The following is a 21,963-nucleotide window of genomic DNA, read 5'->3' as shown; positions in this document are numbered from 1 at the left end:
TGATTCAGATCATCGAATTCGACGGCGGCGCGTGGTGGGCAACCAGTGCGTGAGATGGTCACCGGGATTGTGACGTGCGTACCATTGTCCGGTGTCCGTTGACAGCGATGCCGTACCGGTGACCCGGCTTCTCGTGCAGACCGGCCCGGATGCCCAGAGCCCGGATGCCCAGAGCCCGGATGCCCAGAGCCCGGCCGCCCCGAACCGGGATGCCCCGAACCGGGATGCGTTGCATCCGAGTGGCCCCGATGCGATCGAGTCGACCGAGTCGGTCGCTTCGGTGGGCAACGCGGGACCGGCCGATATCAGGGCCGCGGTCGACATCGGCGCCTGCACGGGCGAGATCGACACGCGTACGGGTGAGTTCTTCACCCGGATGACCAGTCGAGCCCGCCCGTCTGCGGCCGGGACAGCGCGCCTCGCCGAGGAATTCCCTCACCGGACCCGAGATACGCGCGCGGCGCACCGTCGACGATTAACCGAGACGGTCGTGTCCGCCCCGGGAACGACGATCCCGATACTCGAGAGGCTCACTCGAATGGCGGTGTCGGCACATCACGTCACCGATCCGATGTCGGTGCCCGGCGAGATCACCATCGACCTCGACGACTCCTGGCAAGCCGCGCAGTCACCCGGTTGCCTGCGCCTCTTCGTTTCGGGACACGGCAGTGAGGGCACAATCGCGATCGTGCTCACCCGATTCATCGTCGACCATCACACAGATCTCTCCGCACTACTCGACCATGCGCCCGTCGAGGCGCGTGCGCTACCTGACTGGGTCGAGGACGACGTGGTCGCCACCCCGCGCGGCTTCCGCACAGAGGGGGCCTCGCTGCAGACCGGGACCTATCTGGACACGGGGGAGCGAAGGTTCTGTGCGCTGAGGTATGAGGTGTTCGCGCGCGGAAACGTCGCATACCTGGTGCACACGACGGGTCTCGTGCCGCTGCGCGCGGGCAGGGAATTCTGCCGTGAGATCGTCACAGCGGTCAGCAGTGTGCGGCTGGATGACTGACGGTCGGTCGGGTGACTCGGGCAGTCGGTCGAGCACACTCACGCGCGGGAGCAACGAGGGGGAAGAGCAATGGTGAGTCGCGGCGATCGCGTCGTCGACCTGGAGGCGGTTCTCGCCGCCGAGGCCGAGTTCGTCGACGACCCCGGCGACCAGGGCTGGCTGACCGCGTCGGCTGCGGGTGAACAGATCTACGTCCGGATGGGCGACTTCCCCGACGAGGACCTGTGGTCGCTCTGGCTCGGCGACGGCCGGTGGATGGAGTTCACCGTGCCGCCCGCGCGGTGGAACCTGCGGGTTCGCGCCGCGCGGTGGTCGGCCGACGCGCGAGTACGGCTCCCCAAGAACGAATTCCACGACTGAGACCACTGCCACGGCTGGGACCACTTCCACAGCTGAGACCACACCGCCCCGAGCGCCTTCGGTGTCGGCGGCTCGGGGCGGTGTCGGAGCGATCAGTCGTCAGGAACGGCGCGACGAGTCCGGGGTGACCAGCTCGCCGGGCATCTCACTGGCGTCGGCGGCGACGGCAGCAAGTTCCTCACCGAGCGACTCGGCGGGCGTCGCCGATGTGCTCGGCTCCCCGTCAACCGACTCGACCTTCATCTTCTTGCTACCGGTGAACAGCGACGCGATGGCGCCGATCACGCAGCAGATCAACGCGAACGTGAACGCAGCGGTCAGACCGTCGGAGAACGGATCGCTGATCAGGTGCGGGAAGAAGTCGAGTCCGGTGAGGTGATCGACACTGGACTGCGGAAGTGACTGCAGCGCCTGGCCGCCGACCTCCTTGATCGGGTTGTACCCGAGGAACGCGGCGAACAGGATGCCGACCGTCGGCAGGTGCGCGATACCGTTCGCAGCCTCCGACGGCATACCGTTCGCAGTGAGTCCGCTGTACATGGCGGTCGGCAGATGCTGGCTCAGCCCGGCGATCATCAGGGAGAAGAACAGGCCGATCGACAACACCATCGCTGCGTTCTGGAACGTGGTCATCATGCCGGCACCCGACCCTCGAGAGGTGATGGGCAGGCTGTTCATGACCTCTGCGCGGTTCGGCGAGGCGAACAGGCCCATGCCGATGCCGTTGATCAGCAGGATCAGTGCGAACACCCAGTAGTCGAAGTCGACGGGGATAGCGATGAGTGCGGCGAAGGTGCCCGCGGTGATGAGCATGCCGAGCGTGGTGAACCACTTGGTGCCCAGCTTGTCACTCAGTGCGCCGGAGATCGGGGCGCTGAGCAGGAAGCCGATCGTCATCGGCACCATGTAGATGCCGGCCCACAGCGGGGTCCGGCTGTAGTCGTAGCCGTGCTGCGGCAGCCAGATGCCCTGCAACCAGATGATGAGCAGGAACTGCAGACCACCACGGCCGATGGAGCCCATCAGGTTGGCGAGGTTGCCGAATGCGAACGAGCGATTGCGGAACAGTGAGAGCTCGAAGAGCGGGCTGGCGACCTTTGTCTCGATCAGCACGAACAGCGCGAGGACTATGACACCGCCGATGAGACCTGCGAGCACCCACGGATTGGTCCATCCCATGTTCGAGGTTCCGTACGGCTGGATGCCGTAGGTGATGGCGACGAGGATTGCCACGAGGCCCACCGCGAAGGTGATGTTGCCCCACCAGTCCATCTTGGAGTGCTTGCGCACACCGGTGTCACGGAGTTTCAGGTAGGCCCAGATGGTTCCGACGACCCCGAACGGCACCGAGACGAGGAAGATGTAGTGCCACTGGATGGGCGCGAGCAGGCCGCCGACGAGCAGGCCGAGGAACGAGCCTGCGATCGCGGCGACACCGTTGATACCCATGGCCAGTCCGCGCTGATTCGGCGGGAACGCGTCGGTGAGGATGGCCGACGAGTTGGCCATGAGGAACGCGCCGCCGACACCTTGGATGATGCGCCAGAAGATCAGCCAGATCGCTGCTTCGCTGCCGTCGAACCAGGTGATCGCCAGCAGGATCGACGAGACGGTGAAAATGGCGAAGCCCATGTTGTACATCCGGGCGCGACCGAACATGTCACCGAGTCGTCCGAAGCTCACCACCAGAACGGCGGTGACGACCAGGAACCCCATCATCATCCACAGCAGGTAGCTGGTGTTCTCGGGCAGGAGGGGATTGAGGTTGATGCCCTTGAAGATGTCGGGCAGGGCGATGAGCACGATCGACGAGTTGATCGTGGCGATGAGCATGCCGAGTGTCGTGTTCGACAGCGCGATCCACTTGTAGTGCGGATCGTGGGTGGGTGCGGGCGTCGGCCGTGCGGAGTCGGCGGACCCGGCGTCGTTAACCGCAGTGGTCATGGAAGTCCTTCTACGAGATCGGAAGTGCTGGGAGAGGGCGATGCAGGGGTGATCCGGTCAGGTCGATATCTCTTCTGCGAGGGCATCGGCCAGATCTTCGATCGCGGCGTGTACGCGCCGCTGTTGCTGCGAGTCCATGCGGTCCATTGCTGCGCGGAGCAACTGGGCCTTCTTGGAGCGGGCATGGGTGATGACATCGGCTCCCTCCGGTGTCGCCACCAGAAGTCGCGCACGCCGGTCATCGGGGTCAGGTGTCCTCGTGACGTACCCGAGTTGCTCGAGTCCGGCCACGAGACGTGACACTGTCGGGAGCGCGACCGCCTCGCGTTCGGCGAGAGCCGACATCCGCAGCGGTCCGTGGGCGTTGATCGTCCAGAGCGCCGACGCGGTTCCCACGCTCAGGTTGTTGTCTGTTCCTGAGGTGCGGAGTGCACGGGTGACCCGCACCAGATGGTGATGCAGCACCGCCACATCGCTGGTGTCTGCGGCTTCCGCGTCGACGGTGTCGTCGGCGAGCGAAGCGGAGTTGGGCACGATCATCACCTTCTTCGTGGAATTCCGGGGGCGAATGTCTGGACGTCGAGAACTGCTGGTCGAAAGACCAACACGCAATGAATATAGTTGCTTGATGCTAAGTAATCGAATCGTAAACTGCAAAGAAGATCCGGTGACCGGTTTCGCCTGCATTCCGTGAGAGCGGTGCCGCGTGCACCTGCGGTGGGCGGAGCGTCGGTACGTTGGATGGAGTGCGGCGTTTGTCGAGACGAATCCATCGACTCGGCGAATCCTGACGGATCCATTCATCGACGAATCGAGGGCTCTCATGACACAGGTGATCATCATCGGCGGACACGGGAAGATCGCACTCAGGCTGGCCAAGATCTTGCACAGTCGGGGCGACGAGGTCACTTCGCTCATCCGAAATGACGCGCAATCCGACGACGTCACCGCGACCGGTGCGCAACCACTGCTCGCCGATGTCGAGAAACTCGACACCGCGGGCCTTGCGTCCGTGCTCGCCGGCCAGGATGTCGTCGTGTGGTCCGCGGGTGCCGGTGGTGGGGACCCGAAGCGCACCTACGCCGTCGACCGCGATGCCGCCATCCGTTCGATGGATGCGGCGCAGTCGGCAGGCGTCGACCGCTACATCATGGTGTCGTACTTCGGTGCTGGTCCCGATCACGGTGTCCCGGAGGACGATCCGTTCTACGCGTACGCGGAATCGAAGGCGGAGGCTGACGAGTACCTCAAGAAGACCGACCTCGAGTGGACGATCCTGGGACCGAGCGCGCTCACCGATGACCCGGGTACCGGCCGCATCGACGTCACACACAAGGGTGACTGGAAGAAGGGGAACACGAGCCGTGACAACGTCGCCGAGGTTGCTGCGGACGTGATCTCCGAGCCGTCGACGATCGGCGCGTTCATCGAATTCAATGACGGATCGACCCCCATCGCCGAGGCCATCAAGCCTGCGTGATCGGGGCTTCACGGTGACAGGTGTCGAATCACGCCATCGCCGTGACATCGTGAGGTGGCTCCGACGATCCGCCGAAGGTGTCGCCCACTACTCGACGTGACGGGTGTCGCCGTCATCCCTCGGTGCGCGTGGTGCGCTCACGGACACAGCGCCACCGGATGGGCTGGACACTCACAACCAGGGCCGCTGCGTCGCTGTCCGCAATAAGCTCACCCCGACACACTGATCAAGGGGGAGCTGTTGGCACGCAAGGTATTTCGCAAATGTCCGATTCGTTTCACCCGTGCGTCCGCGATGGTGTCCGTTCTGGTCGTCGCGGTCGTGTGTGCGGTCGCGGCGACCGCCCCGCCCGCGAGTGCGGCGAGCGGTTCCGCCGACCCGGTGGGATCAGGACCGGTGCAGTCCGACTTCCGTGCGGCCGCGAGGTATCCACACCCCGAGGCGATTCCGCCCGGGGCCGACGACTGGGCGTGTAAGCCGTCGAAGGCCCACCCTCGACCGGTCGTGCTGGTGCATGGCACCTGGGAGTCGGCGTATCAGACGTGGGCCGGCTTCGCGCCGGTGCTCGCGCGTCACGGATATTGTGTGTTCGCCCCGGAACTCGGCATTCTGCCCACCTCGGCCGGGGGTGGTGTCCCCGCACTGCAGTCCGGTGGCGAATACGGCGCGGGCCACGTCGACGAGTCGGCCGCCCAACTGGGCGCTTTCGTCGAGCGCGTGCTGCGGGTCACCGGAGCGAGGCAGGTCGATCTGGTGGGGCACTCGCAGGGCGGCGTCATCGCACGGGCGTATCTGAGGTTCCACGGTGGAGCGGATGCATCGAATCCTTTGGGCAACAAGGTGTCCCGCGTGGTGACGATGGCCGCGACCAACCACGGCACGACGATGGACGGGCTCGTCGATCTCGAGCACGACATGCGCGCGGAAGGTGTCGACATCGGGCCACAGGTCGCTGCGGCGTCGGGTCCGGCCGGCGCCGATCAGCAGCAGGGGTCGGAGTTCATCACGCGACTCAACAGCGGCGGGGACACCATGCCGGGACTCGACTACACCGTGCTCACCACGACATACGACGAGGTCTCCACCCCGTACACCGCGAGCTTTCTGACCGCCGGCCCCGGCGCACACGTCGACGACATCGTCATCCAGGACGGCTGCCCGGCAGATCACACCGAACACACCGACTTCACGTACTCACCGCGAGCGCAGTCACTCGCGCTGCGCGGACTCGGGGCGCAGCTACCCCCGGTATGCGTCGCGCGGTGAGGTGACGGCTGCGACCATTACGCGAGTCCACCACCCGAGTCCGGTCCCGCCGACCCGCGGCAGTTGTGATCACGGTGATTGTTGATCTGGGCAGCCTCGCGTGAGCTGCGTAGCGTCGATCAACCGTGACCGTGACATCTACGCGCTCGACCGCCACAAGCATCCGTTCTGCGACGGCTGCGGATGGCAGCACGTCACTCGACACGCGAGGCGTCGACTCCGAGAGCGACGCCGAACGGCGTCGACGACTGCGAACCGTCGCTCTGGCAAGCCTGCTGGGTACGACGGTCGAGTGGTATGACTTCTTCCTCTACGCCACCGCAGCGAGTCTCGTCTTCAGCACGGTGTTCTTCCCGCACCAGAGCGGGTTCGTCGGCACACTGCTCACGTTCGCGACGTTCGCCGTGGGGTTCGTGGTACGTCCGATCGGCGGGGTCGTGTTCGGCCATATCGGCGACCGGATCGGCCGGAAGAAGACCCTCGCGCTGACGATGGTCATGATGGGGCTCGCCACCGCAGCCATGGGTGCGCTGCCGACTGCCGCGCAGGTCGGCGTACTCGCACCGATCCTGCTTCTCCTGCTGCGCATCGTGCAGGGGTTCGCGCTCGGCGGCGAGTGGGCGGGTGCGGTGCTGCTCGCCGTCGAACACAGCCCGCGCGGGCGTCGCGGTTTCTTCGGTTCGATCCCGCAGATCGGCCTCGCTCTCGGCCTCGCCCTGGGTACGGCGATCTTCGCGTTGCTTCAGGTGGTCTTCGACGACGATGCGTTCCTCGCCTACGGCTGGCGTATCGCCTTCCTCGGCAGCATCGTGCTCGTGGTCATCGGCTTCGTCGTGCGTCTCAGGGTCGACGAGACCCCGGCGTTCCGGGAGGTGGACGAGCTGTCGCAGAAGTCGTCGGCTCCGTTGAAGGAGGTTGTCCGGCAACCGTATACACGCAACACGGTGCTCGGCCTGCTCGCCCGATGGGGCGAGGGTTCGGCGTTCAACACCTGGGGCGTATTCGCGATCGCCTATGCGACCACGCAACTCGGCCTGCCCAAGGTGTCTGTCCTGATCTCGGTGACCATCGCCTCGGCGGTGATGGCGCTTCTGCTGCCCGTGTCGGGTCTGCTCACAGACAGGTTCGGCCCCCGACGGGTCTATCTCGCGGGAATGGTCGCCTACGCGGTCGCGGTGTACCCGGTGTTCGTGCTCTTCGGGACCTCAGATCTCGTCTGGTTCACGGTGGGACTCGTGGTGGTCTTCGGTGTGGTCCATGCGCTGTTCTACGGCGCGCAGGGCACGCTGTTCGCGAGCCTGTACCCGACGCCGGTGCGCTACACGGGGCTGTCGGTGGTCTACCAGTTCTCCGGCATCTACGCGTCGGGGCTCACCCCGCTGATCCTGACCGCACTCCTCGGGGCGTCGGGCGGCACACCCTGGTTGGCTGCGGGCTACCTGGTCCTGACCGGTGTCATCAGCGCAGCCGCGACGTCGTTGATCCGGCGTCGCGACCAGTTCTTCTGAGTCACCCCGGAACTCGGCTAGAGGGCCGCGAGCACCGCCGACGAGTCGACGGGCAGTGAGAACATCGGGTAGTCGAACGTGATGGCGTTCTCGTGCTCGGCCGGTGACGTCGCCGCGGTGCAGTCGGTCAGTGTGATGACCCGGTAGCCGTTCTCGTAGCCCGACCGCATCGTCGACTCGACGCAGCAGTTGGTGAGGAATCCGCCCAGGATGATCGTGTCGATTCCCTTGCTGCGCAGGATGAAATCGATGTTGGTGCTCGCGAACGTGTCGAGGCCGCGCTTGCCCTCGATGAGGATGTCTCCTTCGGTCGGGGTGAGGTCGTCGACGATGGCAGCACCCCAGGTTCCCTTCACGAAGGCATTGCCGTCGACGACGCCCTTGAGGATTCCGTAGGGGTGCCGGGTCAGTTCCCCGTAGCCGGGGGCGAAGGTGATCGGCGCGTGCATGATGGTGACGCCGGCGGCACGTGCCTTGTCGACCAGGGTGACGGTATTGGCCAGCATCCCCGTCGAATCCATGACCTCGGCGACGGCATCGTGCAGGACACCACCGTCGGTGGTGAACTCGTTCTGGAACTCGATGAGCACCAGAGCAGTGGTTGTGGGATCGAGTGTCAGTGCGTCGTCGGACATGGGTACTCCCAGCAGGCGGTGATCGGGGTCACAAGAATTCAACTGCGCGACGGCCCGCCGCGCAAGGTCGTCGGTGAACGCGCATCCCCGCCCAATCGGTGAGACGATGCAGACGTGACGACCGATCAGGTGAGTGACCGGCTGGCGGAGCTCGCACAACGATGCGGAGTGAGCGTCGGCTACACCGGGTGGGATCAGAAGTATCACGAGGTCTCGCGCGACACGCTGGTCAGGGTGCTCGCATCCCTCGACGTCGAGGCCGGAACCGACGATCACATCGAACAGTCCCTGGCAGAACTCGACGTCGCGGAATGGCGTCGATTCCTGCCATCGGTCACCGTGGTCACCGAAACCGACGAGTCGGCGAACACGCAGGCGACGTTCGCCGTGCACGTTCCGCACGGTGATCCGGTCGCCGTCAGCATCCGCACCGAATCCGGCGACACGGTCACGCCGACCCAGCTCGATGTGTGGACGCAGCCGCGTGACGTCGACGGCGTACTGACCGGGCGTGCGACCTTCGCTGTGCCGGGTGGACTGCCGCAGGGCTATCACGAGATCGTCGCCGCCAATCCGGCCCATGACACCTACGCGAGCGCACCCCTGATCGTCACCCCGCGCCGACTCTCGACGGCCGACGACCTCCTCGGCACGAGGCGATGGGGTCTCGCGCTGCAGCTGTATTCGGTACGGTCCGCGGGGTCGTGGGGTGTGGGTGACTTCGCCGACCTCGCGCGCATCTGCGAGATCGCGGGCAGTGTCTACGGCGCCGACTTCGTCCAGGTCAATCCGATGCACGCGGCCGCGCCACGTCCGCCGATCGAAGCGTCGCCGTATCTGCCCGCCACGAGGCGTTTCGTCAACCCGCTCTACATCAGGGTCGAGGAGATCCCCGAAGCCGACGAGCTTCCCAAACCCCAGCGCAAGTGGATCAAGGCGCTGCAGAAGGAGTTCTTCACCGACGACCTCGACGCGTCGGAGATCAAGCGCAACAAGTCGTATCGAGCAAAGCTCGACGTACTCGAGCTCATCCACGACGTCCCGCGGAGCAAGCGCCGTGACCATGCCTTCGACAGATTCTGCAAAAGAGAAGGAGAGGGACTCAAGGGCTTCGCCACCTGGTGCGTGCTCGTCGAGCGCTTCGGCGTCGACAGCGACAACTGGCCGGAGAAGGCCAGCGATGCGCGCTATCTCAAGCGGTTACGCCGAAAGTACGGCGACCGCATCGACTTCTACATGTGGCTGCAGTGGATCTGCGACGAACAGTTGGCCAGCGCACAACACTCTGCGATCGCTTCGGGTATGAGTATCGGGATCATCACCGATCTCGCAGTCGGCGTCGACCGTCACGGAGCCGACGCATGGATGCTCGATGACGTTCTGGCCTCGGGTGCCACGGTCGGAGCACCGCCGGACGGGTTCAACCAGCAGGGGCAGGGCTGGGATCAGCCGCCGTGGCATCCCGGAAGGCTGGCCGACGCGGGTTACGTACCGTACCGGGACATGCTGCGCACGGTCATGCGCCACGCGGGGGGACTGCGGGTCGACCACATCCTGGGACTCTTTCGGCTGTGGTGGATTCCCGACGGCATGGGGCCCGCGGGCGGGACCTACGTCCGCTACGACCACGACGCGCTGCTGGGCATTCTCGCCCTCGAAGCTCAGCGCGCCGGTGCGGTCGTGATCGGTGAAGACCTCGGCGTATTCGAGCCGACCGTGCAGACCGCGCTGGCACAGCGGGGCATCCTCGGCACGTCGATCCTGTGGTTCGAACACGGGCCGTACGCGCCTATCCCGCCGGAGGATTATCGCGAACTCTGTCTCACGTCGGTGACGACCCACGATCTGCCGCCGACCGTCGGCTATCTGGCGGGCGAGCACATCGACCTGCGTGCAGAACTCGGACTCCTCGAGACGTCGGAGGCCGACGAACGCGCCCGCGATGCGCGTGATCGCGATGCCATCCTCGACATGGCACGAGCGCGTGGGCTCCTGGACCCGGACGCCGAACTCACGAGCCCGGAGACCGTGGAGGCGCTCTATCGGCTCATCGCTGCGACGCCGTCTGTGCTGCTCGGTGTCGCGCTCGTCGACGCGGTCGGCGAGCGGCGGATTCAGAATCAGCCCGGCACCAACAGCGATCAATATCCCAACTGGTGCATTCCGCTTGCCGACGACGGCGGCACCGCCGTGCTCGTGGAGGACCTCGCGAGCAGTCGTCGGTTCTCAGATCTGGTATCGGCTCTCGCCGGTGAGGGTGTCGGGGCAGCCAGGGGTGCGGGCGGCAAGGACTGAGACGGCCGCGGGCGTCACCGGTGGTTCAGGAGTAGGCGCGTGCGTTCTCCCGGCGCACGGCGATCGCGGTCAGCACCAGCGCGACGAGTGCGAGGACGCCGACCGCGATGTTGAATACCACCCCCGACGTCCGCAGGCCCCAGTGGGACGCCGCGAAGCCCTCGCCGACGATCGGGATCGAGATCGCGACGTAGGCGACGACGAAGAAGGTCGAGGTCACCTCTGCCCGTCGATCCGCAGGACTCGCACCGACCACCGACGCGAGACCCTTGCTGAACGAGAGTCCTTGGCCGGCACCGGCGACCAGCGCGCCGATGACGAGCAGGGCGAACGACGCCGCCAGCAACCCTGCGACGAGCACCATCATGCCGACCAACAGCAACGCACAACCGGCGACGAGTGCGCGTTCGGTCGGCACAGACCGACCGGCGATCTGTGCCGCTGCGGACGAGCCGAACAGCAGGAACACCAGGATGCCCGCCAACGCGTGGGAATCGATGCCGAGGACCTGCGACACGAATGCCGGTGTCACACCGGTGAACGTTCCCATCACCGCAAAACCCGCGAACGCCGCGATAGCCGCTCGGAGGAAGACGCCCCTGGTCTCCGGCGGGACCGACAGTCGCTGCACCGAGAGGCGGGCTCCCGGTGTGCGCGTGACCGGTTCGGTCATGAACCAGATCCCGACGAAGACGATGGCGAGCAGTACCAGGTCGACGATGAATGACAGGCGCAGCGGCAGTGGCGCGAACTGGGCGAGCAGTCCCGCGATGAGTGGTCCGAGCCCCAATCCGCCGATGTTCGCCGCGGTTGCGAGTGCCGGCGCGCGGTCACGCCAGTTCGGTGGTGCGAGTTCGATGACCGCCGCTGTGGCCGCGCCGGCGTAGATGCCCGCGGACAGTCCCGAGAGCACGCGGCCGATCATCAGCTGCCACACCGGCCCCGCGGTCAGGAAGACCACGGCGCTCACGACGGACAGGATCGCGCCAGCGATCAGCAGTGGCCGCCGACCCACGACATCCGACCATCGTCCGAAACAGACAAGCGCAACGATCACCCCGGCCGCGTAGACAGCGAAGATGACGGTCGTCGTGGTGACACCGAAGCCGAGTTCCTCGGCGTAGATCGAGTAGAGCGGGGTCGGCAGTGTGGTGCCGAGCATCACGACGGCGAACGCCGCGATGGCTGCGACGAACGAACGCGCCCCGGACCGGGGTTCGCTCGTCGATGCCGTCGTCCCGGGCGATCGTGCGTCAGGCCTCTGCGTCATACGTGACCCAGCGTCGAAACCCCCTGCGGTATTCCGGACGGGCGGACGGTGATCCGTCCGGCGAGTGGGGTGCCGACGATGGAGTCGGCTTGCGCCGCAATGGGCGGTATATGTGCCGTGGACGTCGAGTTCGGCGCACGCCATCCCACACGCCGTTAGGGTTGATCCGTGCCAGCCATCGATCCCACGATCCTTGTCACCACCTCACGGATGCCGTTCGCCGTCGACGAGATCCACAAGCTCGGTGTGACCGGCAGGCGGGTGATCGCCGCCGACACCTTCCGCTCCGCGCCGGGTAGTCACTCGCGCGGCGCGCGCAAGCACTACACCGTGCCTGCGCCGACCCAGGAGACCGAAGCATTCATCTCGGCGATCGTCGACATCATCGACGCCGAGGATGTCACCTGGCTGCTACCGATGTTCGAGGAGGTGTTCTACCTCGCGTATCACCGGGACCGTCTGATGGCGGGCCATCGTGATCTCGAGCTGTTCTTCCCTGACTTCGACACCCTGCACCGCGTGCACGACAAGGTGAGCTTCAGCGAACTGTGCCGATCGCTGGACCTGCCCGTCGCCGACTCCATCACGGCGACCTCGCAGGAGGAGCTGCGCGCGGCGACGACGCACTGGGAACACTGGTTCGCCCGCGCGGCCTACGGCAGGGGTGGACTCGACGTGGTGACGAACACCGGACCGCTCGCATCCGAGACGAGCCTCGACGCCGTGCATCCCACCGCTGACGATCCCTGGTTGGTGCAGGAGTACCTGAAGGGTGTCGACCGCTGTAGCTGGAGCGTGGTCCACCACGGCGAGGTGGTCTTGCACTCGTGTTACGAGCACCCTCTGGCCATCGACAACCGCGGCGGGATCGTGTTCGAGTCCGTCGACTCGCCGGAATCGTTGCACGCCGCGCAGACGATCGCCCGCGAGCTGAACTGGCACGGTCAGATCAGCTTCGACTTCCTCATGACCGACGACGGCGTGCACCACATGGTCGAGTGCAATCCACGTCCGACGGCGGGGTGCACCGTCGCCACGCCTGAAGAGTTCGATGTGGCCCTGTTCGATCCGGGTGAGCTGGTGGTCGTCCCGCCGGGTCGGAAGAAGATGATCAAGGCGGCTGTCATCCGCGACGTCCTGATGCATCCGTCGCACTGGCAGGCCAATCGTCTCGCCGCCAAGGGGGCAGCGGGCGTCTACGACCAGCGCAAGGACCACCTGCCGCTGCTGTACTCCGCGTTGTCGTTGCAGCATGTCGCCAAGTACCGCAGACAGCTGGGGGTCAATCGAAAGAAGGGCGAACAACTCGTCGCCACCCAGTTCTTCGATGTGCTCTACGACGGATCGGCGATCACCTGAGGCGGCTCACCCTTCCTGGTCGAGGGTGATCTGCGTTACTGTGTCTTCGAGTCACAGACAACGCTGCGCGGTCAGTCGCGGAGAAATGCGGGAACGGGGTCGATGGTGGTGCAGTCGAGCACAACGACGGGGTCGAGCGGGTCGGGCGCGGGCGGTTCGATGCAGCCGGACCACGAGGTCGTCATCGTCGGCGCAGGCTTCGGCGGAATGGGTGGGGCGATCGAGTTCAGGCGCCAGGGGATCGAGTCGATCGCGATTCTGGAGCGAGAGGACGACCTCGGCGGGACGTGGCATGTGAACCACTATCCCGGGCTCGCTGTCGATATCGCGTCGGTCACCTACTCCTACAGCTTCGAACCCAATCCGTACTGGTCGCGCCTGTTCGCACCCGGTGCTGAGCTCAAGCGCTACGCCGAACACGTCGCCGAGAAGTACGACCTCAAGAGGCACATGGAATTTTCCACCAGCGTCGAGCGCGCTGAGTGGGATGAGCGCACGCACCTGTGGACGGTCTACACCGCCGACGGTTCGAGTCGTACCTGCCGTTACTTCGTCACCGCGACAGGGTTTCTGTCGCAGCCGCACATTCCCGATTTTCCCGGCCTCGACTCGTTCGCGGGAAAGGTGTTGCACACCGCCGACTGGGAGGACGGATTCGACTTCACCGGACGTCGTGTCGCCGTGATCGGCACCGGCGCCACCGCGGTCCAGTTGATCCCCGAAGCCGCCAGGGATGCTGCCGCACTCACGGTGTTCCAGCGAACCCCCATCTGGGTGGTACCCAAGGTCGATTTCCCGATACCCGCTGCGCTGCAGAAGATCTTTGCCACTGCTCCGGCCACTCAGCGCGTAGCCCGGCTCGTCAACACGTCGCTACTGGAAGTGCTGATGGTGTTCGGGGTGCTGCATTTCAAGCAGTTCGGACCGGGGAACAAGGCCGCGGCATTGCTTGCGCGTGCACACCTGCGAGCGCAGGTGCCCGACCGCGCGACGCGGCGCGCCCTGACGCCGGACTACGATTTCGGCTGCAAGCGACCGACATTCTCCAACAAGTACTTCCGTGCTTTCGCGAGGCGAAACGTCACGCTCGAGACCGGCGGCATCGGTCACTTCGAAGCAGATGCCGTGGTCAGCGCGGACGGAACGCGTCACCCGATCGACACGCTGGTGCTCGCGACCGGGTTCGACCTGTGGGACACCAATTTCCCCGCGATGACGATCGTCGGTCGCGGCGGTAGGAATCTGGGAAAGTGGTGGCGCGAGAACCGCTTTCAGGCATTCGAGGGCATCACCATCCCGCGGTTCCCGAACTTCTTGTCGCTCAACAGTCCCTACTCCTACAGCGGGCTCTCGTACTTCACCACCATCGAGTCGCAGATGCGGCACATCGCTCGACTGTTCACCGAACTCCGGCGTCGCGATGCGGACACGTTCGAGGTCACAGACGAGGCGAACGACCGATTTCTGGCCGAGGTCACCGACCACCTGCAATCGTCGGTGTTCTATCGCGGCAACTGTGCGACGTCGCGCAGTTACTACTTCGATCCGCACGGAGAAGCGACATTGCTGCGCCCCAATTCGACGTTGACGACACTGCGGGAGATGGGCAGCTATCCGCTGAACTCCTACAGCTACGACTGAGCGTGTGTAGCCAGCGCGGCCGATCGAACGTGCTCAGGACCCGACGTTCGCGGTGAGATTGATCAACAACGCGACGATCACCGTGCCGAAGAAGTAGCTCAGCAACGCGTGGAAGACGATGACTCGGCGTAGTTTCGACGATCCGATGTCGGTGTCGGAGATCGCGTAGCTCATGCCGACCGTGACCGCCATGTAGGCGAAATCGCTGTAGCGCGGGGGATCGTCCTGGTGAAAGTCGACGCCGGCAGGACCGTCGGTCCCGAAATACGCGCGGGCATAGTGCATGGCGTACATCGTGTGGATCGCCGCCCACGAGGCGACGACGGACAGAAGTGCGACGAGGAGCAGCACCGGGTCCTTCCGGGAGAGCACCTCGACGATGCCGATCAGGCTCATGAAAGCGGCGACGAGAATGATGGCGAACGCACCCAATCGCGTCGGTTCCTCCTTGCTGGCGTGGGTTTCGGTGGCAGTGTTGTCCATCGGCCACAGCGCCAGCCACGTCCAGATCACGAACAGGCCCGCGCCGATCGCCCACCCGGCGAGCGGAGCCCCCCGGGGGATCTCCTGCGCGATGCCGACGGCGGCCGCAGCTCCGACCGCGATACTCACCGCGAGCCGCACGATCGCAGGCGCGTCGCCGCGATGGGGCATCCGGAGCCAGCCCCAGCCAGAACTCGACTGTCCAGAACTCGACGGTCCAGAACTCGACGGTCCAGAACTCGTCGGTCCAGAGGCTCCTTGCCCGGAGCTTCCTTGATCGGCACTCGTTCGGTCGGCATTCATGGACCAAGTACACACCGGGCGCGACGAAATTACAGTGGGGACATGCGCGCATGGTCAGTCACCCGCCCCGGGCCGATCGGCGGCCACCCCATCGAATTGGTCGACAAACCCGTGCCTACGCCGGGCCCGGACGAATTGCTGGTCAAGGTGCGTGCCTGTGGTGTCTGTCGTACCGATTTGCATGTCACCGAGGGTGACCTCCCGGTTCATCGCGCAGGCGTCACGCCGGGACACGAGGTGGTCGGTGAGGTCGTCGACTCCGGTGAGCAGGTGCGCGGCTTCGACAGCGGCGACCGCGTCGGGGTGGCCTGGCTCCACCACACCGACGGAACGTGTAAGTACTGCAGACGAGGCAATGAGAATCTCTGTCCGGCATCGACATACACCGGTTGGGACGTCGATGGGGGTTACGCCGAGTACACGACGGTTCCTGCCGATTTTGCCTACCGACTGCCCGACGGCGTCGACGACGTCACGCTCGCCCCGCTGCTCTGCGCGGGAATCATCGGCTACCGCGCACTGGTACGGGCATCACTGCCCGACGGCGGCAGGCTGGGGTTGTACGGATTCGGCGGCAGCGCACACCTGTGCGCGCAACTGGCGATCGCGCAGGGCGCGGAGGTCCACGTCATGACCCGCGGAGAGAAAGCGCAGGAACTCGCCCGATCGTTGGGGGCGGCCTCGGTCAACGGCGCCTACGATGCGCCGCCGGTGCCGCTCGACGCCGCCATCACCTTCGCGCCCGTCGGAGAACTCGTCCCGGTGGCGATGCGCGCACTCGACCGCGGTGGCGTGCTCTCGATAGCGGGCATCCACCTGTCGGACATCCCGATGCTGAACTATGAGCGAGAACTGTTCTACGAGAAAGAGATCCGCTCGGTCACCGCCAACACGCGCGACGACGGCCGTGAATTCCTCGAACTCGCGGCCCGATACGGGATCGCCGCCACCACGCACAGGTATCCGCTCTCTAGGGCCGACCATGCGCTCGCCGATCTGGAGGCAGGCCGGTTCGACGGTGCCGCCGTGCTCGTCCCCGACGACTGACCACGCGGAGGTCAGGCAGGCGCGAGCAGTTCCGGGCCGTTGTTGGTGACCCGGTTGACCAGTGGCGACACCTCGCGAATTCCGATCGCGTCCGCCACCTCGTGACTCGGGGGTGAGAACAGCTCGGTCGGGGCAGGATGGTCGGGGTCGAGCCAGGCGTCCCAGTTGTCGAACGGCATGATCAGGGGCATACGGTCGTGGACCTCGCGCAATTCGCCGACGGCATCGGTCGTGAGAATCGTGCAACTCAGCAGGGGAGGGGCGTCGCGGTCGGAACGGTCGTGCCAGGTCGACCACAGCCCGGCCATGAACAGCCGGGTGCCGTCCTTCGGTGACATGAAGAACGGGATCTTCGTCGGCTTGCCCTTGCTGTTATCCGGACCGGCCTTCCACTCGTACCAGCCGTCCATCGGAACGAGGCAGCGCTTCGACTTGACCGCACTGCGGAACGAACTCTTCTCCGCGGCCGTCTCAGCGCGAGCGTTGAACAGCAGCGGCCCCTTGCCGACCTCCTTGGCCCAGGACGGGACCAACCCCCACCGCATCGGGCGGATACGCAGGCGCGGATCGTCGTGTGGGTCGTCGTGGGAATGACGTTCGACGACCGTCAGGATCGTCGACGTCGGCGCCACGTTGTAATTCGTGCCGAGCGGTCGCGACTTGCGCTCGTCACTCGTGGAGTCCGTCTGTTCGGTGCCGGTCGCGTCGCCATCAGCGCTTTCGGTGGAACCAGTCGCCGACGACGCGGGCACCTCGTTCACCGCGTCGATCTCGGCCGCGAGCTTGGCAGGGTCGGTGGTCACCGCGAAACGTCCGCACATGACTCCATGCTGTCACGCGGTACCGACACGACTCAGACAGCGATGTCGGCGGTGACCGCCGAGGTCGCCGCCACGAGGTCGGTCGGCGACAGCTCCACCTCCAGGCCGCGTTTACCTGCGCTGCACAGGACTCGGTCCCAGGCCAGTGCCGACGAGTCGACGACGGTCGGCAGGGCTGTGCGCTGTCCCAGTGGTGACACGCCGCCGAGCACGTAACCGGTCGATCGGGTGACGGCCTTGGCGTCGGCCATGACAGCCTTGGATGCCCCGAGGGCCGCCGCGATGGCCTTGAGTGACAGCTTGTGCGGTACGGGCACGACGGCGACGGCGAGCCCACCTGGTCCGCCGGTCAGCGACACGACGAGTGTCTTGAAGATCTGTTCCGGCGACACGCCGAGCGACGACAACGCGTCGACCGCCTCCGCTCCGTAGGCGTCGGACTTCCGGTCGTGCGCGTAGCTGTGCACGTCGTGTGGCACCCCCGCCTTGGCGAGCGCAGTGAGTGCTGGAGTCGCTGCCATCGGAACCTCCCGTGTGTGTCGCGTGCGCCAACAGATCAGTGTGCGCCAACAAATCGGACATGCGCGGAACAATTGTCGGCGCCACCCTGTTGACCAACAATGTCAGGGCGCTGCCCCACCGCTGCTCAGCGGGTGGTTCACATGTTGGTGGACCGGATAAGTACAGGACAACAGGACAGATCGAGGAGGTGGATCGTCGATGGGAGCAATGGTGCTCGAACGACCTGGGAAACTCGGAACGCAAGCGGGGTCGGTAAGCTTGATCGACATCACCGGTGCATCTGCGACGCCCTTCAGCGGGGTTCGCGGTACCGGAGTCATCAGCGAAGGGAATTACGTGGCTTCTCCCGAGTCCCCCGACTCTGCCGGCGGTGCTGACCGGACAAGCGACACCGTCCCAGGTGAGTCGACCCCAGTTCAGTCGACCACAGCCGAGTCGACCACAGAAGAGTCCGTCACCCAGGAATCGGCATCCACCGCGGCCGGCTCGGCGGCGCCGCGTCGTGCCGATCCGTCGGAAACCGATGCCGACCTCACCGAACGGTTCGAGCGCGACGCGCTCCCGTTGCTCGACCAGATGTACGGCGCCGCACTGCGGATGACGCGCAATCCGGCCGATGCGGAAGACCTCGTGCAGGAAACCTACGTGAAGGCGTTCTCGGCGTTCGCCTCGTTCCGTGAGGGCACCAACCTCAAGGCCTGGCTGTACCGCATCCTCACCAACACCTACATCAACGGGTACCGCAAGAAGCAGCGCCAGCCCGCCCAGTACCCGACCGACGAGATCACCGACTGGCAACTCGCAGCCAACGCCGAGCACACGTCGACCGGTCTGCGATCTGCCGAGATCGAGGCTCTCGACGCACTGCCCGACGACGAGATCAAAGCGGCGCTGCAGGCACTTCCCGAGGATTTCCGGATGGCCGTGTACTACGCCGATGTCGAGGGTCTCCCGTACAAGGAGATCGCCGAGATCATGGACACCCCGATCGGCACCGTCATGTCGCGTCTGCACCGTGGACGCCGTCAGCTGCGCGAACTGCTGACCGATGTGGCCCGCGACCGCGGCTTCATCCGCGAGCCGGCCTCAAAGAGCGGGGTGGCACGATGAGCGACTCGATTCCCGAGGTGACGCAGGCCGACGACCCGGAGTTCACCTCGCTCGATTGTTCTGCGGTGATCGCCGAGGTATGGCTCGTCCTCGACAACGAGTGTGACGCCGCCGCCCGCGCCCGGTTGCAGCAGCATCTGGACAACTGCCCGTCGTGCCTGGCGCATTACGGCATCGAGCGACAGCTGAAGGCGCTGATCAACCGCAAATGCGGTGGCGATCGTGCGCCGGACAGCTTGCGCGACCGACTCCGCGTCGAGATCCGCAAGACCGTCGTCGTACGCGAAACGCGGTACTCCGGCGGCGAATGACGCCCGTCTCGGGCGACCGAGACGCCGCATCCTGCCGGGTACCGATCACTCCCCACCGGCACCGATTCCCGGAATGGGGGGCCGACGTGGGACAATCACTGAGCACATCGGAGACGAAGGAGGCCCGTCATGGGTAAGCGCGGACGCAAGAAGCGCGCACGCAAGAAGAGTGCTGCCAACCACGGCAAGCGCCCCAACGCCTGAGCTGCGTGCCAGACGAAACGCCCGGAGCGTGACAGTCGGTCACATCGACCGCGTCCGCCCGGGCTTTTTCGTGCCCCGAGCCGGCGGGCCCGCGTCGAACTCTCTGATGGTCGGGTGGTTCGCTCGCGGGTGTTCTGCTGTCGGGGCACAGTGGTGGATTAGATTTGAGCCCATGGCAGAAGACGTGGTCGCCGAGATCGTGGCGAGTGTTCTCGAAGTCCGGGCAACGCCCGGTCAGCAGATCGAGATCGGCGACACACTCGTCCTGCTCGAATCGATGAAAATGGAGATCCCGGTACTCGCGGAGGAGTCGGGCACCCTCGCCGACGTCAAGGTGCAGGTCGGCGACGTGATCCAGGCGGGCGACGTCATCGCCACCTACGAGTAGTCGCCCGCGACACTGTTGAGCGAAGCCGATGTCGACGCTGGCGGATCTCCTCGCCGAACACACCACACTGTCCGACCGCGCTGCGGCCTACCTGCAGCGACTCGTCGCCGAATGGCAACTCCTCGCCGACCTCTCCTTTGCCGACTTCCTGCTCGCGGTACGTGCGGAGAGCGGCGAAGTGGTGACGGTCGCGCAATGCCGCCCCAACACGGCGTCGACGGTGTTCCCCAGCGATCAGGTCGGCATGGTCGTCGACGCCGATGCCGATCCGCAGGCCGTCCGCGCATTCGACGAGGGGCACATCCTGCGCGAGGAGGATCCCACATGGCTCGGGTCGGTCGCGATCCGACGTGAGGCGGTCCCGGTGGGATTCTCCGGTGATGTGATCGGCGTGCTCACCAGGGCCGTCGATCTCACCCATCCGCGACTTCCGTCGCCGTTGGAGCTGGCGTACCAGGACTCCGCCAACGATCTGTGTCAGATGGTCGCCGACGGTACGTTCGCGCGACTCGAGGCCAATCCGAGGGGTCTGTCGACACCGCGCGCGGGCGACGGCTTCGTCCGCGTCGACGAGCGTGGCGTCGTCGTGTACGCGAGCCCCAATGCGCTCTCGGCGTTTCATCGCATGGGGTGGACCTCGGAGTTGTCGGGGAGGCGACTGTCCGACGTGACGACGTCGCTGTTGACCGACGCGTTCGAGTCGCATGACGCGGCGACCATGATCGACGTCGCGGCCGGTGTCCTCGTTCCGCCCGAGGGGCCGTATCCCGACGTGGGTATGCGCATGGAAGCCGATGCGCGTCGGGCGACCGTGCTCCTGCGGGCGGTGCCCCTTCGTCCGCGAGGGGTGAGTTCCGGAGCGGTGGTGCTCATCCGTGACGTCACGGAGGTCAAGCGCCGCGATCTCGCGCTGATCAGCAAGGACGCCACGATCCGCGAGATACATCACCGGGTCAAGAACAACTTGCAGTCGGTTTCGGCGCTGCTACGCCTGCAGGCGCGGCGGACGTCCAACGACGAAGCTCGATCGGCTCTCGTGGAGGCTGTGCGGCGGGTGGCGGCCATCGCGACCGTGCACGAGCTGCTGTCCGGCAGCGTCGACGAAGAGGTCGACATGGACGAGGCGGTGTCGAGGTTGCTCCCGAGCATGGTCGACGTCGCGGCAGGGGAGACGCCGGTGTCGGTGAGCCACCGCGACCGGCTCGGCGTACTGCCGGCAGAACTGGCGATGCCACTGGTGATGGTGTTGACCGAACTGATCCAGAACGCCGTCGAACACGGCTTCGCGCAGCCGCGCGACGACGCGCGTATCGAGATCTCGGCCGACCGCGATGTGCGTCGCATGGTGCTCACCGTGCGCGACAACGGCACCGGGCTGCCCGACAACTTCTCGATCAACGACTCCGAACGACTGGGCCTGCAGATCGTCCAGACGCTCGTGAACATCGAACTCGGTGGCGCGCTGGAACTAGGCCCGAACCCGCAAGGGCAGGGAGCACAAGCGCGCATCACGGTGCCATTGCATGCGCGCACGCCCGCGTGAGCTTGTCGCAGAAGGGGCCGATCGTGTCGGGCTCATGTGCAACAAGGAGCGCAGTCCCACGTTGACAACGAGAACAGACAAGAAGACCCGGCACTCGGCCGGGTCAACTTGTCGTCCCCGCAGTGATCGGGGACCGTGGTCTGAATCGATCAGACGCTGCTGCGTGTCCGCGTGCGTGCAGTGCGACGCTTGAGCGCACGGCGCTCGTCCTCGCTCATGCCGCCCCACACACCGGCGTCCTGACCGGACTCGAGAGCCCAGGACAGGCATTCGGCGGTGACGGGGCACCGCGCGCAGACGAGCTTCGCATCAGCGATCTGAGCGATTGCCGGACCGCTGGTTCCCACAGGGAAGAACAGCTCGGGGTCCTCGTCGCGACAGATTGCCTTGTGACGCCAGTCCATTCCTTCTCCTTCAGGCGCGCGTATCACGCGCACCACTCGTCATCGAAATCTTGC

The 21,963-nt window shown here is 65.6% G+C and carries 22 protein-coding genes; 14 read left to right on the top strand and 8 right to left on the bottom strand.

The window, feature by feature from the left end; genetic code table 11:
* Positions 1-91: 91 nt before the first annotated feature.
* Both GOOTI_RS17635 and GOOTI_RS17630 read left to right on the top strand, forming a co-directional pair.
* Positions 92-1,015, top strand: coding sequence for an LpqN/LpqT family lipoprotein (locus GOOTI_RS17635; protein WP_007239976.1), 924 nt, complete (start codon positions 92-94; stop codon positions 1,013-1,015).
* A 69-nt stretch (positions 1,016-1,084) separates the two neighbouring features.
* On the top strand, positions 1,085-1,375 hold the full coding sequence (locus GOOTI_RS17630; RefSeq protein WP_007239975.1) for a hypothetical protein: 291 nt from the start codon (positions 1,085-1,087) through the stop codon (positions 1,373-1,375).
* 99 nt (positions 1,376-1,474) lie between these two features.
* Here GOOTI_RS17630 and GOOTI_RS17625 read toward each other — a convergent pair whose 3' ends face one another.
* Positions 1,475-3,319 carry an MFS transporter gene (locus tag GOOTI_RS17625; protein ID WP_007239974.1) on the bottom strand — a complete coding sequence of 615 codons (1,845 nt, stop codon included), beginning with the start codon at positions 3,317-3,319 and terminating at the stop codon, positions 1,475-1,477.
* Positions 3,320-3,376: 57 nt separating this feature from the next.
* On the bottom strand, positions 3,377-3,859 hold the full coding sequence (locus tag GOOTI_RS17620; protein ID WP_007239973.1) for a MarR family winged helix-turn-helix transcriptional regulator: 483 nt from the start codon (positions 3,857-3,859) through the stop codon (positions 3,377-3,379).
* A 283-nt stretch (positions 3,860-4,142) separates the two neighbouring features.
* On the opposite strand from GOOTI_RS17620, the gene GOOTI_RS17615 reads away from it, so the two are divergent.
* The 3 genes from GOOTI_RS17615 (at position 4,143) to GOOTI_RS17605 (ending at position 7,573) form a co-directional block, all read left to right on the top strand.
* A complete protein-coding gene (locus GOOTI_RS17615) occupies positions 4,143-4,799 on the top strand; it encodes an SDR family oxidoreductase (protein WP_007239972.1) in 657 nt (218 codons plus the stop codon).
* Between the two features lie 240 nt (positions 4,800-5,039).
* Complete coding sequence (locus GOOTI_RS17610; protein ID WP_007239971.1) at positions 5,040-6,065, top strand: esterase/lipase family protein; 1,026 nt, start codon at positions 5,040-5,042, stop codon at positions 6,063-6,065.
* 161 nt (positions 6,066-6,226) lie between these two features.
* Entirely contained in the window at positions 6,227-7,573 is a 1,347-nt protein-coding gene (locus tag GOOTI_RS17605) for an MFS transporter (protein ID WP_051998007.1), read from the top strand.
* A 17-nt stretch (positions 7,574-7,590) separates the two neighbouring features.
* Here the strand turns inward: GOOTI_RS17605 and GOOTI_RS17600 are convergent, their stop codons facing one another.
* On the bottom strand, positions 7,591-8,208 hold the full coding sequence (locus GOOTI_RS17600; protein ID WP_007239969.1) for a cysteine hydrolase family protein: 618 nt from the start codon (positions 8,206-8,208) through the stop codon (positions 7,591-7,593).
* 114 nt (positions 8,209-8,322) lie between these two features.
* On the opposite strand from GOOTI_RS17600, the gene malQ reads away from it, so the two are divergent.
* On the top strand, positions 8,323-10,503 hold the full coding sequence (gene malQ / locus GOOTI_RS17595; RefSeq protein ID WP_007239968.1) for a 4-alpha-glucanotransferase: 2,181 nt from the start codon (positions 8,323-8,325) through the stop codon (positions 10,501-10,503).
* Between the two features lie 25 nt (positions 10,504-10,528).
* Here malQ and GOOTI_RS17590 read toward each other — a convergent pair whose 3' ends face one another.
* On the bottom strand, positions 10,529-11,773 hold the full coding sequence (locus tag GOOTI_RS17590; protein ID WP_083835946.1) for an MFS transporter: 1,245 nt from the start codon (positions 11,771-11,773) through the stop codon (positions 10,529-10,531).
* A 210-nt stretch (positions 11,774-11,983) separates the two neighbouring features.
* Between GOOTI_RS17590 and GOOTI_RS17585 the strand changes: the two genes are divergently transcribed.
* Complete coding sequence (locus GOOTI_RS17585; RefSeq protein ID WP_373279033.1) at positions 11,984-13,132, top strand: ATP-grasp domain-containing protein; 1,149 nt, start codon at positions 11,984-11,986, stop codon at positions 13,130-13,132.
* A 159-nt stretch (positions 13,133-13,291) separates the two neighbouring features.
* Positions 13,292-14,773, top strand: a complete 1,482-nt coding sequence (locus GOOTI_RS17580; RefSeq protein ID WP_039994291.1) for a flavin-containing monooxygenase — start codon at positions 13,292-13,294, stop codon at positions 14,771-14,773.
* Positions 14,774-14,806: 33 nt separating this feature from the next.
* Here the strand turns inward: GOOTI_RS17580 and GOOTI_RS17575 are convergent, their stop codons facing one another.
* Complete coding sequence (locus GOOTI_RS17575; RefSeq protein WP_007239964.1) at positions 14,807-15,427, bottom strand: DUF1345 domain-containing protein; 621 nt, start codon at positions 15,425-15,427, stop codon at positions 14,807-14,809.
* Between the two features lie 174 nt (positions 15,428-15,601).
* Between GOOTI_RS17575 and GOOTI_RS17570 the strand changes: the two genes are divergently transcribed.
* A complete protein-coding gene (locus GOOTI_RS17570; RefSeq protein WP_007239963.1) occupies positions 15,602-16,606 on the top strand; it encodes a zinc-binding alcohol dehydrogenase family protein in 1,005 nt (334 codons plus the stop codon).
* Positions 16,607-16,617: 11 nt separating this feature from the next.
* On the opposite strand, the gene GOOTI_RS17565 is transcribed toward GOOTI_RS17570, so the two are convergent.
* Positions 16,618-17,427: an SOS response-associated peptidase gene (locus GOOTI_RS17565; protein WP_007239962.1), complete on the bottom strand. Its 810-nt coding sequence runs from the start codon at positions 17,425-17,427 to the stop codon at positions 16,618-16,620.
* A gap of 32 nt (positions 17,428-17,459) precedes the next feature.
* Positions 17,460-17,948 carry a Cys-tRNA(Pro) deacylase gene (gene ybaK / locus GOOTI_RS17560; RefSeq protein ID WP_007239961.1) on the bottom strand — a complete coding sequence of 163 codons (489 nt, stop codon included), beginning with the start codon at positions 17,946-17,948 and terminating at the stop codon, positions 17,460-17,462.
* 337 nt (positions 17,949-18,285) lie between these two features.
* On the opposite strand from ybaK, the gene GOOTI_RS17555 reads away from it, so the two are divergent.
* The 5 genes from GOOTI_RS17555 to GOOTI_RS17540 all read left to right on the top strand — a co-directional run bounded on the left by GOOTI_RS17555 (position 18,286) and on the right by GOOTI_RS17540 (position 21,505).
* On the top strand, positions 18,286-19,059 hold the full coding sequence (locus GOOTI_RS17555) for a sigma-70 family RNA polymerase sigma factor (protein ID WP_007239960.1): 774 nt from the start codon (positions 18,286-18,288) through the stop codon (positions 19,057-19,059).
* The gene (gene rsrA / locus GOOTI_RS17550; protein ID WP_007239959.1) at positions 19,056-19,370 is read left to right on the top strand and encodes a mycothiol system anti-sigma-R factor; all 315 of its coding nucleotides are present in this window, start codon (positions 19,056-19,058) and stop codon (positions 19,368-19,370) included. The genes GOOTI_RS17555 and rsrA overlap by 4 nt, the downstream gene beginning before the upstream one ends.
* Positions 19,371-19,499: 129 nt before the next feature.
* On the top strand, positions 19,500-19,574 hold the full coding sequence (locus GOOTI_RS27300; RefSeq protein ID WP_109239415.1) for a 50S ribosomal protein bL37: 75 nt from the start codon (positions 19,500-19,502) through the stop codon (positions 19,572-19,574).
* Between the two features lie 172 nt (positions 19,575-19,746).
* Complete coding sequence (locus GOOTI_RS17545; RefSeq protein ID WP_007239958.1) at positions 19,747-19,962, top strand: biotin/lipoyl-binding carrier protein; 216 nt, start codon at positions 19,747-19,749, stop codon at positions 19,960-19,962.
* Between the two features lie 28 nt (positions 19,963-19,990).
* A complete protein-coding gene (locus GOOTI_RS17540) occupies positions 19,991-21,505 on the top strand; it encodes a sensor histidine kinase (RefSeq protein ID WP_007239957.1) in 1,515 nt (504 codons plus the stop codon).
* A gap of 149 nt (positions 21,506-21,654) precedes the next feature.
* On the opposite strand, the gene GOOTI_RS17535 is transcribed toward GOOTI_RS17540, so the two are convergent.
* The gene (locus GOOTI_RS17535) at positions 21,655-21,909 is read right to left on the bottom strand and encodes a WhiB family transcriptional regulator (RefSeq protein ID WP_005170735.1); all 255 of its coding nucleotides are present in this window, start codon (positions 21,907-21,909) and stop codon (positions 21,655-21,657) included.
* Positions 21,910-21,963: the final 54 nt, after the last annotated feature.

Source organism: Gordonia otitidis NBRC 100426 (assembly GCF_000248075.1).
Taxonomy (GTDB): Bacteria; Actinomycetota; Actinomycetes; order Mycobacteriales; family Mycobacteriaceae; genus Gordonia; species Gordonia otitidis.
Note: the sequence above shows the minus strand (reverse complement) of the source record. Positions and strands in the feature narration are given on the sequence as shown.

Coding starts and splice junctions, on each gene's coding strand:
- GOOTI_RS17630 (WP_007239975.1), top strand. CDS start 1,085: ATGGTGAGTCGCGGCGATCGCGTCGTCGACCTGGAGGCGGTTCTCGCC.
- GOOTI_RS17625 (WP_007239974.1), bottom strand. CDS start 3,319: ATGACCACTGCGGTTAACGACGCCGGGTCCGCCGACTCCGCACGGCCG.
- GOOTI_RS17620 (WP_007239973.1), bottom strand. CDS start 3,859: ATGATCGTGCCCAACTCCGCTTCGCTCGCCGACGACACCGTCGACGCG.
- GOOTI_RS17615 (WP_007239972.1), top strand. CDS start 4,143: ATGACACAGGTGATCATCATCGGCGGACACGGGAAGATCGCACTCAGG.
- GOOTI_RS17600 (WP_007239969.1), bottom strand. CDS start 8,208: ATGTCCGACGACGCACTGACACTCGATCCCACAACCACTGCTCTGGTG.
- GOOTI_RS17590 (WP_083835946.1), bottom strand. CDS start 11,773: ATGACGCAGAGGCCTGACGCACGATCGCCCGGGACGACGGCATCGACG.
- GOOTI_RS17585 (WP_373279033.1), top strand. CDS start 11,984: ATGCCGTTCGCCGTCGACGAGATCCACAAGCTCGGTGTGACCGGCAGG.
- GOOTI_RS17580 (WP_039994291.1), top strand. CDS start 13,292: ATGCAGCCGGACCACGAGGTCGTCATCGTCGGCGCAGGCTTCGGCGGA.
- GOOTI_RS17575 (WP_007239964.1), bottom strand. CDS start 15,427: ATGCCCCATCGCGGCGACGCGCCTGCGATCGTGCGGCTCGCGGTGAGT.
- GOOTI_RS17570 (WP_007239963.1), top strand. CDS start 15,602: ATGCGCGCATGGTCAGTCACCCGCCCCGGGCCGATCGGCGGCCACCCC.
- GOOTI_RS17565 (WP_007239962.1), bottom strand. CDS start 17,427: ATGTGCGGACGTTTCGCGGTGACCACCGACCCTGCCAAGCTCGCGGCC.
- ybaK (WP_007239961.1), bottom strand. CDS start 17,948: ATGGCAGCGACTCCAGCACTCACTGCGCTCGCCAAGGCGGGGGTGCCA.
- rsrA (WP_007239959.1), top strand. CDS start 19,056: ATGAGCGACTCGATTCCCGAGGTGACGCAGGCCGACGACCCGGAGTTC.
- GOOTI_RS17545 (WP_007239958.1), top strand. CDS start 19,747: ATGGCAGAAGACGTGGTCGCCGAGATCGTGGCGAGTGTTCTCGAAGTC.
- GOOTI_RS17540 (WP_007239957.1), top strand. CDS start 19,991: ATGTCGACGCTGGCGGATCTCCTCGCCGAACACACCACACTGTCCGAC.
- GOOTI_RS17535 (WP_005170735.1), bottom strand. CDS start 21,909: ATGGACTGGCGTCACAAGGCAATCTGTCGCGACGAGGACCCCGAGCTG.